Source organism: Halopseudomonas pachastrellae, from assembly GCF_900114765.1.
Lineage (GTDB): Bacteria > Pseudomonadota > Gammaproteobacteria > Pseudomonadales > Pseudomonadaceae > Halopseudomonas > Halopseudomonas pachastrellae.
Genome location: NZ_FOUD01000004.1, coordinates 162,685 through 177,118, shown reverse-complemented (window position 1 = coordinate 177,118; position 14,434 = coordinate 162,685). Strand labels below are relative to the sequence as shown.

The 14,434-nt window shown below is 60.4% G+C and carries 17 protein-coding genes; 7 read left to right on the top strand and 10 right to left on the bottom strand.

Annotation, left to right across the window (positions count from 1 at the left end; translation table 11 throughout):
* Positions 1-11 precede the first annotated feature (11 nt).
* The 4 genes from BM116_RS04660 (at position 12) to BM116_RS04645 (ending at position 4,558) form a co-directional block, all read left to right on the top strand.
* Positions 12-401 carry an ectoine synthase gene (locus BM116_RS04660; protein WP_083723446.1) on the top strand — a complete coding sequence of 130 codons (390 nt, stop codon included), beginning with the start codon at positions 12-14 and terminating at the stop codon, positions 399-401.
* Positions 402-431: 30 nt separating this feature from the next.
* Entirely contained in the window at positions 432-1,346 is a 915-nt protein-coding gene (gene thpD, locus BM116_RS04655; RefSeq protein ID WP_083723448.1) for an ectoine hydroxylase, read from the top strand.
* A gap of 66 nt (positions 1,347-1,412) precedes the next feature.
* Entirely contained in the window at positions 1,413-2,843 is a 1,431-nt protein-coding gene (locus tag BM116_RS04650; protein ID WP_083723450.1) for an aspartate kinase, read from the top strand.
* Positions 2,844-2,938: 95 nt separating this feature from the next.
* Positions 2,939-4,558, top strand: a complete 1,620-nt coding sequence (locus BM116_RS04645; protein WP_083723452.1) for a cation:proton antiporter family protein — start codon at positions 2,939-2,941, stop codon at positions 4,556-4,558.
* Here BM116_RS04645 and BM116_RS04640 read toward each other — a convergent pair.
* Positions 4,494-5,372: an alpha/beta fold hydrolase gene (locus tag BM116_RS04640; RefSeq protein ID WP_083723454.1), complete on the bottom strand. Its 879-nt coding sequence runs from the start codon at positions 5,370-5,372 to the stop codon at positions 4,494-4,496. The genes BM116_RS04645 and BM116_RS04640 overlap by 65 nt on opposite strands.
* 161 nt (positions 5,373-5,533) lie before the next feature.
* Here BM116_RS04640 and BM116_RS04635 point away from each other — a divergent pair, with 161 nt between their 5' ends.
* A complete protein-coding gene (locus BM116_RS04635; RefSeq protein ID WP_169847210.1) occupies positions 5,534-6,319 on the top strand; it encodes an alpha/beta fold hydrolase in 786 nt (261 codons plus the stop codon).
* Here BM116_RS04635 and BM116_RS04630 read toward each other — a convergent pair.
* The gene (locus BM116_RS04630) at positions 6,304-7,020 is read right to left on the bottom strand and encodes an SIMPL domain-containing protein (protein ID WP_083723458.1); all 717 of its coding nucleotides are present in this window, start codon (positions 7,018-7,020) and stop codon (positions 6,304-6,306) included. The two genes, BM116_RS04635 and BM116_RS04630, sit on opposite strands and share 16 nt — an antisense overlap.
* A 254-nt stretch (positions 7,021-7,274) precedes the next feature.
* On the opposite strand from BM116_RS04630, the gene pomA reads away from it, so the two are divergent.
* Together pomA and BM116_RS04620 are read left to right on the top strand one after the other, a co-directional pair.
* Positions 7,275-8,051 (top strand): flagellar motor protein PomA, encoded by a 777-nt coding sequence (gene pomA / locus BM116_RS04625; protein ID WP_083723460.1) that lies wholly within the window; start codon positions 7,275-7,277, stop codon positions 8,049-8,051.
* Positions 8,051-8,965, top strand: coding sequence for a flagellar motor protein MotB (locus BM116_RS04620; RefSeq protein ID WP_083723462.1), 915 nt, complete (start codon positions 8,051-8,053; stop codon positions 8,963-8,965). Before pomA ends, BM116_RS04620 begins: the two co-directional genes overlap by 1 nt.
* On the opposite strand, the gene flhB is transcribed toward BM116_RS04620, so the two are convergent.
* Genes flhB through BM116_RS04580 form a run of 8 tightly spaced genes read right to left on the bottom strand, consistent with a single transcriptional unit; the run spans position 8,966 to position 14,326 of the window.
* Positions 8,966-10,096, bottom strand: coding sequence for a flagellar biosynthesis protein FlhB (flhB, locus tag BM116_RS04615; protein WP_083723464.1), 1,131 nt, complete (start codon positions 10,094-10,096; stop codon positions 8,966-8,968). It lies immediately after the preceding gene.
* On the bottom strand, positions 10,096-10,872 hold the full coding sequence (gene fliR / locus BM116_RS04610) for a flagellar biosynthetic protein FliR (RefSeq protein WP_083723466.1): 777 nt from the start codon (positions 10,870-10,872) through the stop codon (positions 10,096-10,098). The genes flhB and fliR overlap by 1 nt, the downstream gene beginning before the upstream one ends.
* Entirely contained in the window at positions 10,872-11,141 is a 270-nt protein-coding gene (fliQ, locus tag BM116_RS04605) for a flagellar biosynthesis protein FliQ (protein WP_083723468.1), read from the bottom strand. Before fliQ ends, fliR begins: the two co-directional genes overlap by 1 nt.
* Before the next feature lie 9 nt (positions 11,142-11,150).
* Positions 11,151-11,903 (bottom strand): flagellar type III secretion system pore protein FliP, encoded by a 753-nt coding sequence (gene fliP / locus BM116_RS04600; RefSeq protein ID WP_083723470.1) that lies wholly within the window; start codon positions 11,901-11,903, stop codon positions 11,151-11,153.
* Positions 11,900-12,337, bottom strand: a complete 438-nt coding sequence (gene fliO / locus BM116_RS04595) for a flagellar biosynthetic protein FliO (RefSeq protein WP_090475013.1) — start codon at positions 12,335-12,337, stop codon at positions 11,900-11,902. Before fliO ends, fliP begins: the two co-directional genes overlap by 4 nt.
* A complete protein-coding gene (fliN, locus tag BM116_RS04590; RefSeq protein ID WP_083723474.1) occupies positions 12,337-12,804 on the bottom strand; it encodes a flagellar motor switch protein FliN in 468 nt (155 codons plus the stop codon). The genes fliO and fliN overlap by 1 nt, the downstream gene beginning before the upstream one ends.
* Before the next feature lie 34 nt (positions 12,805-12,838).
* Positions 12,839-13,810, bottom strand: coding sequence for a flagellar motor switch protein FliM (fliM, locus tag BM116_RS04585; RefSeq protein WP_083723476.1), 972 nt, complete (start codon positions 13,808-13,810; stop codon positions 12,839-12,841).
* Positions 13,811-13,819: 9 nt separating this feature from the next.
* Positions 13,820-14,326: a flagellar basal body-associated FliL family protein gene (locus BM116_RS04580; protein ID WP_083723478.1), complete on the bottom strand. Its 507-nt coding sequence runs from the start codon at positions 14,324-14,326 to the stop codon at positions 13,820-13,822.
* Positions 14,327-14,434: the final 108 nt, after the last annotated feature.

The window sequence follows — 14,434 nt, the reverse complement described above, 5'->3', positions numbered from 1 at the left end:
AAACAGACAACATGATCGTACGTACACTGGAAGAATGCGAAAACTCCGAACGCCGCGTCGCCACCGAGACCTGGGAAAGCACCCGGATGCTGCTCAAGGACGACCAGATGGGGTTTTCTTTCCACATCACCACCATCTACGCCAATAAAGAGACCCACATCCACTACAAGAACCACCTGGAGTCGGTCTATTGCATGAGCGGGAACGGTGAGATCGAAACCCTGTCGGACGGCAAGGTATATCAAATCCGTCCCGGCACCCTGTACATCCTGGACAAGCACGACGAGCACATGCTGCGTGGCGGTACCGAGGACATGAAAATGGCCTGCGTATTCAATCCGCCACTGAGCGGCAAGGAAGTACACGACAAAGACGGGGTATACCCCGTCGATAACAGCTGAGGCCCCGACAACCCATATAAAGGAGGATTAATGACGGCAGCGGTTGACCTGTATCCCACACGCCGCCAAGACCAGCCCCGCTGGCACGAGCGAATTGACCCGATAAGCTATCGGCGCCATGACCGCGAAGCGCCGCTGACGGCGCAGCAGATAGACCAGTTTGAACGTGACGGTTTCCTGCTGCTGCCCAACGCTTTCAGCGCGGAGGAAGTTGCCGTTTTCCGCCGAGAGGTTGAACGGTTACGCAGCGACAAAGGCATTCTTGCCAGTGACGCTGCGATACGCGAACCGGACAGCGGCGCACTGCGCTCGCTGTTCGCGATTCACCAGAGCAGCGAGCTGTTCGCCAGAGTAGCAGCAGACGAACGCATCGCCGCCAAGATTCAGCATCTACTCGATGGTGACCTGTACGTGCATCAGTCGCGTCTGAATCTCAAGCCTGGCTTCAAGGGCAAGGAGTTCTACTGGCACTCCGACTTTGAAACCTGGCACGCCGAGGATGGACTACCGCGCATGCGCACCATCAGCTGCTCCATCCTGCTCACCGACAACTCACCCTGCAACGGTCCGCTACTGCTGGTACCGGGTTCACACCGCTACTTCATCAGCTGTGTGGGTGAAACGCCGGACGAGCACTACCGCCGCTCCCTGCGCAAGCAGGAGCTGGGGGTACCGGATGACGCCAGCCTCGCCGACATGGTCAGCGAAGGCGGCATCACCGCCGCAACCGGCCAGGCCGGCTCGGTGGTACTGTTTGACTGCAACACGCTGCACGGCTCCAACAGTAATATTACGCCGGATCCACGCAGCAACCTGTTCTACGTGTACAACCACGTGGATAATCTGCCGGTCGAGCCTTTCGGGGCAGATACACCCAGACCGGCATTTGTGGCCGAACGCGGCCCGGTAACGCCGCTGCGCATAGCGTCGCAGCGTTATCAATAACGGGAGCATGAGGCTCCCGACCTGCTGGTGGCAGGACCGAATTCACCAAAGACAGAAACCAGGACTATGCATACAGTAGAGAAAATCGGCGGCACCTCAATGAGCCGCTTTGAGGAAGTACTGAACAACATTTTCATTGGCCAACGTCAGGGTACCGAGCTGTACCAGCGTGTTTTCGTTGTCTCTGCCTACAGCGGTATGACCAACATGCTGCTCGAACACAAGAAAACCGGCGAGCCCGGTGTGTACGAGCGCTTTGCCGACGCCCATAACGAGGACGCCTGGCTCGAGGCGCTGGACGCCGTCCAGCAAGCCATGCTCGACAAGAACGCCGAGCTGTTCACCGGTGAATACGAGCTGCAAGCGGCCAACCGCTTCATCGAAGGCCGCATCAGCGACGTACGCGACTGCATGGTCAGCCTGCAGCAGCTGTGCTCCTACGGTCACTTCCAGCTGACTGAGCACCTGATGAAGGTGCGTGAAATGCTGGCCTCGCTGGGTGAAGCGCACAGCGCCTTCAATACCGTACTGGCACTGAAAAAGCGCGGCATCAATGCCCGCCTGGCTGACCTGACCGGCTGGAACCAGCGCGAGCCCAAGAGCTTCCAGGACATGGTGCGTGACAGCTTCGACGGCATCGACATCAGCCGCGAACTGGTAGTAGCGACTGGCTACACCCACTGCAGCGAAGGCCTGATGAATACCTTTGACCGCGGCTACAGCGAAATTACCTTCGCCCAGATCGCCGCAGCCACTGGCGCCAGCGAGGCGATCATCCACAAGGAATATCACCTCTCCAGCGCCGACCCGACCCTGGTCGGTGTCGACAAGGTGGTCACCATTGGCCGCACCAACTATGACGTCGCAGACCAGCTGTCCAACCTGGGTATGGAAGCAATCCACCCCAAGGCGGCGCGCACGCTGCGCCGGGCCGGTATTCACCTGCGCATCAAAAATGCCTTTGAGCCGGACCACGGCGGCACGCTGATCAGCCAGGACTACTGCAGCGAGAAGCCCTGCGTCGAGATCATCGCCGGCCGCAAGGACGTGTTTGGCATCGAAGTCTTCGACCAGGAGATGCTGGGTGACGTGGAGTACGATCTGGAAATCACCAAGCTGCTGCGCAAGCTCAAGCTGTACGTGGTGAACAAGGACTCGGATGCCAACAGCATCACCTACTACATCTCCGGTTCACGCAAGATGATCAACCGCGCCTCGCGCCTGATCGAAGAGCGCTACCCGATGGCCGAGGTCAACGTCCATAACATCGCCATCGTCTCGGCGATCGGCTCGGACCTCAAGGTCAAAGGCATCTTGGCCAAGACCGTGGCAGCCCTGGCCGAGGCTGGTATCAGCATCCAGGCGGTGCACCAGTCGATCCGCCAGGTCGAGATGCAGTGCGTGGTTCAGGAAGAAGACTACGACGCCGCGATTGCTGCGCTGCACCGCGCACTGATCGAGCCGGAAAATCACGGCGATGTGATCGTCGCCGCCTGATCCCATCGGTAATCGTATAACGCACAAACCCGGCTCAGGCCGGGTTTGTGCGTTATAGTCGGTCAACAGGAATAACCCGATAACGGAATGCTGTTGTGATTGAAGCTGTCTGGATTGCCTTTGCCTTTGGCCTGGGCCTGCTGCTCAAGCAGGTCGGCCTGCCCCCACTGATTGGTTACCTGGGCGCCGGTTTTGCCCTCTCGCTTCTGGGCGAGCGCGTTGGCGTTGGCCCGGACGACAGCTACATTCTCTCGCACATTGCGCACCTGGGTGTGCTGCTATTGCTGTTCACCGTTGGCCTGAAACTGAAGGTCAAGAACCTGGTGCGGCCCGAAGTGGTGGGTGGCAGCCTGCTGCACTTTGGCCTGTCTACCGCACTCTTTCTGCCCGCCTTCCTCTATCTGCTTGAGCTGCCGCTGGGCGAAGCCTCCCTGCTGGCGATGGCACTCTCGTTCTCCAGCACCGTACTGGCAGCCAAGGTGTTGGAGGGCAAACGCGAACTGCGTGCCTTCCACGGCCGGGTCGCGATTGGCGTACTCATCATGCAGGACCTGATCGCCCTGGTGGCCATCAGCATTGCCAGCGGCAAGAGCCCGTCGAGCTGGGCTCTGATGGTGCTGATCCTGCCGCTGTGCAAACCCATTCTCTACAAGCTGCTCGATTTGAGCGGCCACGAAGAGCTGATGGTGTTGCTGGGGCTACTGCTGGCACTGGTTGTCGGCGGCGCCGGCTTTGAAAAGCTGGGGCTGAGTTCCGAGCTGGGTGCGCTGGCGTTCGGCGCCATGCTGGCCGGCCACAAGCGCGCTGGCGAGCTGTCCCAGTCTCTGTGGAGCCTGAAAGAGATATTTCTGGTCGGCTTTTTCCTGCAGATTGGTCTGGGCGGCTTGCCCGATCACCACGCACTCATGTTCGCGCTGGTCATGACCTTGCTGCTGCCGCTGAAAAGCGCGCTGTTCTTCCTGCTCTTCGTTGGCTTCAAGCTGCGCGCACGCAGCGCGTTTCTGAGCAGCCTGACGCTGACCAACTACAGCGAGTTCGGCCTGATCATGGCCAGCCTGGTACTGCCGCAATGGCTGGTACCACTGGCGCTGACCGTGGCCTTTTCCTTTGTGATATCCGCTCCGCTGAACCGGATCGTTCACGGTATTTATGAACATATAGCGCCGCTACTCACCCGCTTTGAGCGCGACATACGCCACCCAGACGAGCAACCAATCACCCTGGATGACGCGCAGATTCTAATCATGGGGCTGGGCCGGACCGGTCGGGCGGCCTACGACAACCTGTCGGAAAAGGGCTACCGGGTGATAGCGCTGGACTCCGACCCGGTTGCCGTGGAAACCAGCCTGCAGGCTGGCCGCCGCGCCCTGTTCGCCGATGCCGAGGACCCGGTGTTCTGGCAGAACCTGGATATGCCCAACATTCACTCGGTCATCCTGGCCATGAACGATGCAGAGGCCAAGACCATCACCGTGCACAACCTGCGTGGCCGCGGTTTTGACGGTCTGATCGTCTCTCACGCCATGTACGAGGACATCGCCCGGCGCATCATTCAGGCCGGCGCCGACCACACTTACCTGACCATGAGCGAGGCCGGCACCGGCCTCGCCGAACACGTGGCCCGCAGCATTCAGGAGCGCAGTGCCCTACTCAACGACGGGGGTTCAGGAATTCGACCACCTGCGCGGCCGCCGCAGCCGGATGCTCCAGCATAAAACAGTGCCCGCCGGCGGTCTGATGCGCGCTGACCTGGCTGTTGCTGACAGCCAGTCGGCGGGCTGACTGAATGACAAACGGATAGGTACGGTCACCGTAGACGATGCGGGTTGGGGTTTTCAGGCGGCGCAGTGACGACCAGAGCCCCTTTGGCATGGTGCGAAACACCTCAGCCTCGCGACTGGGCCGGCAGCACAGCTCAACACCACCTCCCGGGCGCTCACGCAGCGCATGGGAGATATGCGCCTCAAAGGCGGTTTCATCCCAACCACGAAACATGCCGCGATTATGCAAGCCGGCATGCGCAGCGGTGCGATCCGGCCAGTAATCACGCCGGGCGGCTGCTCGCTTGGCAACCGCATGATCATTTAACCCCACCAGCCCCAGCCCGCGACGCAGAGCGATCAGTGCGGGCGGAAAGAGCACCGGATCAAGCAGCACCGCCCGCTGGAACAGCGCCGGGTCAGCTGCCATCATCAAGGCACTGAGCACGCCGCCAAAGCTGTGCCCGCAGGCCAGGCTTGGCACCTCACCAAATTGCTCACGCCCAGCCCGAAACGCCTCGGCAGCCGCCTCAGCGTTACGATTCCAGCCAACAAAGCGCTCGCCATGATCGCTCTGGCCATGCCCCTGCAGGTCGCACAGCCAGAGGTCAAAGTGCTCGGTCAGCAGCGCCAGCATCGGCTCATAGGTGCGCGTACAAAAACCATTGCCATGTAAAAAATGCAGCAACGGCTTGCCACTGGGCCAGGTATGCCACCCACGCAGGGTAAATCCGGCGCTCACTGCATGCGCCCAAGGTAACAACTCCATCCGGTAAACTCCCCCAAAACAAGGCAGACAGTCTAATCCGCCACCCAGAGCCTGTCAGCGGCATTCCCGTCTGTTAATCTGGCGTTTCGGCCTTGCCTGGCCGAAAAATGACCTCCGGCAAGCGGATGAACGAAACAGCGACAGCCCCTAGCGATACAGACATGCTCAACACCACCATTTCGGGGACCGGCCCGACACTCACCTGGGCCCACGGCCTGATGCATTCAATGGACTTTGAAAGTCGCACCGGCTGGTTCCACCCAGAATGTGGCAGCAAGGTACGCCGGGTGCGCTTTGATGCGCGTGGGCATGGCCAGTCCCCAGGCAGCGTGGACGTGGCGCATTATCTGTGGTCAGCCCAGGCGGCAGACATGCTGGCCATAGCGAGAGCCCAGTCAGAAAGCAGTATTGCCCTGGGTGGACACTCCATGGGCTCGGCCAGCGCGTTGCTGGCAGCGATGCAGGCACCGGACAAGGTGAGCTGCCTGATCTTGGCGACGCCGCCAACAGCCTGGCGTACCCGCCCGGCGCAGATACGCCGCTACCGGCAGATGCAGCGCATCATTGAGCAACGCGGGCTTGCCAGCCTGGTCGGCCTCGCAGCGCAGAACCCCGCCCTGCCCGACTGGTTGCTGGCCGCGCACCCGGCACATGCCAATGCCTCACAGCAGGCGTTGGCAACGATGCAGCAGGGTAACCTGATGGCGATACTCGACGCCGCCTGCCAGTGCGATCTGCCCGCACCTGAAACCCTGCTCCAGCTGCGCATCCCCACACTGATACTGGGCTGGCGCGACGACCCCATCCACCCACTGGAAACGGCAGAGCAGCTGGCAGCGGCGCTACCGCTGGCCGAGCTGCAGATCATCGACAGTGCCGGCGCGCTGCAGGCCTGGCCCAGCCAGATCGACGACTTTGTCTGCCGTCATGCTCACTCCAGGCTGTAGTCGATATTGGTGACCACCCGGATGCGCTTGACCTCAGGGGTGAATGGGTCAACGTCGTTGATCGAGAAGTAGCCCTGGGTTGCACGACGAATGCTGCCAACCTTGCTGCCAGAGTCACGGGCAAACTGGTCGGCCGCCGCCCTGGCGTCGGCAGTGGCATCAGCAATCATCTCCGGCTTGATTGACTCAAGCTGAGTAAAGATAAAGCTGGGCTGAAACTCATAGCTCTGGGTCAGGGCGACGCCCGACTTGACCAGCTCGCCGACGCTCTGCATGCCGGCCTTCACCGCATCCACATCCTGGGTGCGCACCAGCACAGTGACCTCGGCACGGTAGCGCTCAGGCGGCAGATTGGCGCCGTAACTGTTGGCGTGCTGGTCGACAATCTTGGGCACCGACAGTTGAATATCAGCCTCGGTAAAACCCTTTAGCAGCAGGAACGAGCGCACCAGCCCCTGCTGGGTCTCGATATCGCTCTGCAGGCGATCAAGGCTGTCGCCGCTGACGCTGAAGTTCACAGGCCAAAGGGCCAGATCAGCAGCCACTTCCCGCTCCGCCAACCCCTTGACACTCACAACCCGGTCGGCCCCGCGAAACTCCAGCAGACCGGTCTTCAAACTGACGCCGACAAAGCCCAGAGCCAGCGCAATCAGCGCCGCCGCCAGCAGCGACCACAAGGAACAACGTGCAACAGCAGACATGAATACTCTCCTTCCGAGCCCTCAGCGCAGCGAATATGCTACTAATCGGGCGTTTGCAATATCGCCAAGCCCACATAGAATAGACAGTGTGGGGCGCCGATCAATTCCGCGAGCCAACAGCTCAGGTAGACCCGCCAGTGCATTCACCCGGCAATGCGCTAGCATGTGGGCAGGCAGTACCGATCGGCAACCCGATATAGCCCGCGTGAAGCCTCTTTGGCTGTCAACCCGTCGTTCAGTTCCAGGAGTCCCTGTTGGATCTCGCAACCCTGATAGGTCTTATCGGCGCCATCGGCATCATTGCCGCATCCATCCTACTGGGTACTGGCGCTCAGGTATTCTTCAACGTGCCCTCGTTGCTGATCGTCATCGGCGGCAGCCTGTTCGTGGTGCTTGCCAAATTCAATGTCAGTCAATTTATTGGCGCCATTAAAGTTGCCGGTCGCGCTTTCCGCTTCAAGCTGCCCGACACCGAGGCCAGCATCAGCGAACTGGTCGAACTGGCCACCCTGGCCCGCAAGCAAGGCCTGCTGGCACTGGAAGAGAAAGAAATCTCCCAACCCTTTCTAGCCAGCGGCATCCAACTGCTGATTGATGGCCATCCGCAGGAAACCGTGAAAGCGATCCTGGAAAAAGAACGCGTGCTGACGCTGGACCGCAACCGCTGGGGTGCCAAGGTGTTCTCGGCGCTGGGCGACGTAGGCCCGGCCATGGGCATGATTGGAACACTGATCGGCCTGGTGCAAATGCTTTCGAACATGGAAGACCCAAAGTCCATCGGCCCGGCAATGGCGGTCGCCCTACTGACCACGCTCTACGGCGCCATGCTGGCGACCATGATTTGCCTGCCTATCGCCGACAAGCTGAACCTGCGCATGACTGAAGAAGCGCGCATGCAAGCGCTGTGGATCGACGCCATTCTGGCCATTCAGGAAGGCACCAACCCACGCGTCATCGAACAATTGCTGCGTAGCTACCTGCCCGAGAACAAGCGCGACAAGGCTGCCGGCGGCGAGGCGCAGGACGCCTGATGGAAGAACAGGAAGACGATAGCCCCGGCATCCCGGCGTGGGTCATGACCTTCGCCGACCTGATGTCGCTGCTGATGTGCTTTTTCGTACTGCTGCTGTCGTTCTCTGAAATCGACGCGCAGAAGTTCAAGCAGATCGCCGGCGAGCTGTCCAAGGCATTTGGCGTACAGCGTGACGTCCCGGTACTGGACATTCCGATGGGTACCAGCCCGATCTTTGACAACTTCTCCCCCGGCAAACCCGAACCCACGCCGGTCGACAGCGTGCGCCAGCAAACGACACAGGAAGCACCGCAGCTGGAAACGCTGCGCGCTGAGATGGAAACCGAGTTGCAGGAACAGGTGCAGAGCACCACCGAACAGCAGGTCGATACCAGCGTCGACGCCTTGCGCGATGTGCTGGAGAACGAGCTGCAGGAGGGGCGCATCCAGCTGGAGCACGACCGCAAACGGATTATCATTCGGGTTGAGGAAAAAGGCTCGTTCCCGTCCGGTTCCGCCGACATGACCGAAGACTTTCACGCCATGCTCGACCGCATCGCCGAGGTGCTTGCCGAGCTGCCGGGTGAGGTCACCATTGAAGGCCACACAGACAACATCCCGATCCACACCAACCGCTTCCAGTCCAACTGGGACCTGTCGGCTGCGCGCGCCTCGTCAGTGGCCAACGCCCTGCTACTGGATGACAGCATCCTGCCGGAGCGCATCCGCGTGCAGGGCTACGCCGAAACCCGCCCGCGCGCCGACAACGACTCACCGGAAAACAGAGCGCTCAACCGCCGGGTAGAGATTATTCTGGACCTTTCCGGCTCGATTGAAGAATACGAGGCGGAGCTGCGACGGCTGATGGAGGAGGATCTGGGCGACCTGATTCAAGACCTGGAGCTGCAGCACAACCCTGCTCCACGCCCCTGATCAGCGCTTGAGGTCGTCCGGGATGGGTGGCTCCGGCATCGGCCCCGGACGCTTGCCCTGACCAGCGCGGAACTGACGCAGCTGGAAGACGTAGGCCAACACCTGCGCTACCGCCAGGTACAAACCGGCCGGAATCTCGCGGTCCAGCTCGGTACTGTAGAACACGGCCCGCGCCAACGGGGCTGACTCCAGCACCACAATCTGATTCTCGCTGGCCACCTCGCGAATGCGCTGCGCTACCAGGTCCGCCCCCTTGGCCAGAAGTACCGGCGCGCCGGTGGCCAGCGGGTCGTACTTCAGTGCTACGGCAAAGTGCGTCGGGTTGGTGATCACCACGTCAGCCTGAGGCACCTTGTCCATCATTCGGCGCTCGGCCATTTCACGCTGCAACTGACGGATGCGCCCTTTCACCTCGGGCTTACCCTCGGAATCCTTGAACTCGTCCTTGACCTCCTGCTTGGTCATGCGCAGCTTCTGCTTGTGATCCCAAAGCTGAAACGGCACATCGACGGCAGCGATCAGGATCAGCGATGCGGACAGAATGATCAAGGACGAGGCGAGCACCCAGGCGCAGTGCACAATGGCCGACTGCAAAGACTCCTGCCCCATGCTGAGCAGATCTTCGGTGCGCAGGTGGAGTACCAGCAAGGCGGCGCCCAGTACCACCAGGAACTTGCCCAACGCCTTGAGCAGCTCAATCAGAGCTTTAAGCGAGAACATGCGCTTGAGGCCGGCCAGCGGATTCATACGCTCGAATTTGGGCGCCAGGGATTTGATGCTGAACAGCCAGCCGCCCAGCAGCACCGGCCCCACGATAGAGGCCACCAGCAGCAGGAAGAACAGCGGCCCCAGCACCTGCAACCCCTCACCCACCGAGGCAAACAGATGCAGGCCCATGCTGTCATTGCTGTAGAGCGCTTCGCGCTCGATGCTGAAGTTGAAGCTCATGATGTTCATCAGCTTCTGCACCATCGCCGGCCCCAAGATCAGCAGGCCCACCGCCGCGACCATCACCACCGCCAGCGTATTGAGCTCGCGCGAGCGCGCCACCTGCCCTTTGTCACGCGACTCCTGGAGTCGCTTGCCCGTGGGCTCCTCCGTGCGTTCCTGACCGCTATCGGACTCGGCCATCAGCTCGCCCTCACCAGTGCACGCAGGTAAATCAACGCCTCCGCTGCCAGCTCCTGGTACTGCGCCAACACATTACCCAATAGCACCCAGAGGATGAACAGACCAAACACCAGGGTCAGCGGAAAGCCGATGGAGAAGATGTTCAGCTGCGGCGCAGCCCGCATCATCACGCCAAAGGAGATATTGACGATCAGCAGCGCGGTAATCGCCGGCAGGCCGATCAGAATGGCAGCGGCCATTACCCAGGAGAACCGCAACGCCAGCGCCTGAAAATCAAGCCGCCCCAGGCTCTCGCCAATGGGTAAGGTGGTGAAGCTCTCAACCAGCACCTCCAACACCACCAGATGACCATTCATGGCCAGAAACAGCAGCGTAACCAGCATGGTGAAGACCTGCGCCACGACCGCGACCGAAATCCCCATGCTGGGGTCGTTCATGGACGCAAAGCCCAAGCCCATCTGCATAGCGACAATCTGCCCGGCCAGCACGTGAACCTGAAACAGCAACTGAAGCGAAAAGCCCATGGCCGCGCCAATCAGAATTTGCTCACCGATCAGCAGCCAACTTCGCAATGACAATGCATCGATAGTCGGCACCTCACCGATCTGAGGCGCAACCAGGGCGGTGATAGCCAGGGCGAGGTAGAGACGAATGCGCACCGGCAGCAGCTGCGTGCCAATCACCGGCATGGTCATCAACAGGGAGGCAATGCGAAACAGTACCCACAGGTAGCTACCTACCCAGCGACTGATCTCGGCGCTGGAAAGCTCGAACATCAGCCGATCAATCCGGGAATCTGCCGATACAGAGTATCGGTGAACTCAACCATCTGCGTCGCCAGCCAGGGGCCCAGCCAGATCAGAGTCAGAAAGGTAATCAGCAAACGCGGCAAGAAGCTGAGGGTCTGTTCGTTGATCTGCGTTGCCGCCTGAAACATCGCAACAATCAAACCAATGATCAGGCTGGGCAAGACCACAATGGCAACCACCACCGAGGTCAGCCACAGCGCTTGTCGAAACAGATCGATCGCCACTTCGGGAGTCATGGCCTGCTCCTATGTCACCGCAAAGCTGGCAGCCAGGGTGCCGATAATAAGCGCCCAGCCGTCGACCAGCACAAACAGCATGATCTTGAAGGGCAACGAGATGATCAACGGTGACAGCATCATCATACCCATGGCCATCAATACACTGGCGACCACCAGATCAATCACCAGAAAGGGAATAAAGATCATAAACCCAATCTGGAACGCGGTTTTCAGCTCGGAGGTAACAAACGCCGGCACCAGAATATGGAAGGGCACATCGTCCGGGCTGGCCAGATCCGTGCGCTTGGCCAGCCGCACGAAAAGCTCCAAGTCGGTCTCGCGGGTCTGTGCCAGCATAAAGTCGCGCATGGGGATGCTGGCCGCCTCAAGCGCCTGCTGCGGCGCCATCTCCTCGTTCAGATACGGCTGCAGCGCGGTCTCGTTAACGCGCTCAAACACCGGCGCCATGATGAACAGGGTGAGAAACAGCGCCAGGCCGATCAGGATCTGGCTCGACGGCGTCTGCTGCAGGCCAAGGGCCTGACGAAGAATGGCGAACACAATGATGATGCGGGTAAAGCTGGTCATCATCATCACAAAGGCAGGGATAAAGCTCAGCGCCGACATCAGCAGCAGAATCTGCAGGCTGACCGAATAGGTCTGCTGACCCTCGGCATCGGTGCTCAGCGTAATCGCCGGCATGCTCAGCGGATCGGCTGCCGTCTGCGCCAACACCGACGGCGCCAGCAGCGCCAGTAAAAGCCCAAGCCAGCGCATCATGGAGTCTGGTCCCGTTTCAGTATTGCCTGCAACTTGCGGGCGAAATCGCTGTTGCCGGCCGCAGCCTGGCTCAAATCGGCTACCGGCTGTTCAAAAACATGCAGGGTGTTGATACGGCCGGGCGAGGCGCCCAGCAGCATCTGTGTGCCGCCCACATCAACCAGCAGCAAACGGTCACGCGGCCCCAGCGGCAAACTGCTGAGCAAGCGGATGTGTTGCCCGCCCTGCCCGGCCATGGGTCCAACCCGGCGCAGCAGCCAACCCAGCGCGAAGATTAGGCCAACCACCACCAGCAGCCCCAGCGCCAGCTGGCTCAACTGAGCGGCAAGTGAGGTGCTTCCGATGTTGCTGGCAGCGGCCGCCGCCGGCTGACCGGTCTGCGCCAGCAGCGGCAGCGGCAACCCTGCGGCCAGGAGGAGTAGCAGCGCCCGCATCAGCGCAGCTTCTTGATTCGTTCGGAGGGGCTGATCACATCGGTCAGGCGAATGCCGAACTTCTCGTTGACGACCACCACTTCGCCGTGGGCAATTAGCGTACCGTTGACCTTCACATCCAGCGGCTCACCCGCCAGACGATCAAGCTCTACCACCGAGCCCTGATTGAGTTGCAGCAGGTTGCGGATGGTGATGTCGGTATTGCCGACTTCCATGGAGATGGTAACCGGGATATCCAGAATGACGTCCAGATTGGGGCTGTCGCCCGGATCAAAGTCATCTCCGTCGGCACGGGCCGGGGAGTTGAATTCCTCCATCGGCATGCGCGGCTCGGCATTGCTTTGCGCAAGCATGGCATCAATATCGTCCTGCCCGGCGTCACCCGCCTCATCCAGTGCCGCCGCCCACTCATCGGCCAGCGCCTGCTCCTCGGCACTGATCTCGTCGGGTTGTTTGTCCTCAGCCATCTCGCTGTCCCCTGTTGTTGTTTAGCGTGGTCGGTCAGCGCGGACGCGCGACCGGACCCAGAATCTGTAAGGCCAGGTTACCCTTGACCGCGCCCAGCTTGCTCTTGAAGGTCGGCACACCGTTGGCGCAAAGCACCATGTGATCCGGCATCTCGACCGGAATCACATCCCCGGCCTGCATGCTCAGCAGGTCCTTGAGCTTGAGCTGGGTTTTCACCACGGTGGCGCTCAGCGGCACCTTGACGCCGGTAATCTCCTCACGCAAGGCGCGTACCCAGCGCTCGTCGTGCTCGTCCACGTCGGACTGTACACCCGAGTCAAGCACCTCACGCAGCGGCTCGATCATCGAATAAGGGAAGGTCACATGCAGGTCACCGCCGCCGCCATCCAGCTCGATATGGAAGGTGGACACCACCACCACCTCACTGGGGCTGACGATATTGGCCAACGCCGGGTTGACCTCGGAATTGACGTACTCAAACTGCACGTCGTGCACCGCCTGCCAGGCTTCCTTGAGATCAACAAAGGCCTGGTCCAGCACCATGCGTACGACACGCAACTCGGTTGGGGTGAACTCCCGCCCTTCGATCTTGGCGTGACGGCCATCGCCACCAAAAAAGTTGTCGACCAACTTGAATACCAGCTTGGCGTCCAGAATGAACAACGCGGTACCGCGCAGCGGCTTCATCTTGACCAGGTTAAGGCTGGTCGGCACGTACAGCGAGTGCACATACTCGCCAAACTTCATTACCTGCACCCCGCCCACGGCCACATCGGCGGAGCGGCGCATCAGATTGAACATGCTGATACGGGTGTAGCGGGCAAAGCGTTCGTTGATCATTTCCAGCGTGGGCATGCGCCCGCGCACGATGCGATCCTGGCTGGTCAGGTCATAACTTTTGATCGACCCCGGTTCACTCTCGATATCAGTATCGATAGCACCGTCGTCTACCCCGTGAAGCAGGGCGTCGATCTCATCCTGTGACAGCAGATCCTGTACGGCCATGACTATGTCCTATTGCAGAACCAGGTTGGTAAACAGCACCGACTCGATGACCGGGTCACCGACTTCTTTCTCCAGCAACGACTTGACGGCCAGGCTGGCCTTTTCGCGCAGCGCCTCTTTGCCCTCGGGCGTTGCCAGTGCCTCAAACTCTTCACTGCCGAACAGCATCACCAACTGGTTGCGAATCAGCGGCAGATGCTGATTGAGCTTGGCCATGCCTTCGGCATCACGGCCCAAAAGCACAACGCTGACCTGCATGTAGCGCTGCCGCCCACCGGCTGCGTAATTGACGACAAAAGCCGGCTCCAGCGGTTGGTACAGCGCGACCTGCTTGACCGGTTCAGCCGGCTCAGTTTCTTCCGGCACTTCATCATCTTTCAGGAGAAAGAAGGCCACACCGCCAGCCGACAGCAACAGCGCCAACAGGCCGATGCCTATCAGAATGAAAAGCTTCTTGCGGCCCTTGGCCGGTTTTTCCTGAGCGTCGTCGTCGGACTTTGCAGATTGTTTCGCCATGCCAATATTCCGTCATTCGGGCTTTGCGGCCACTGATAACCATGCCCGATGCATTGAGCGTGCCAGCAACCGCAATACGGCAGACCGGACACCTGTAGGTGCGCTGCG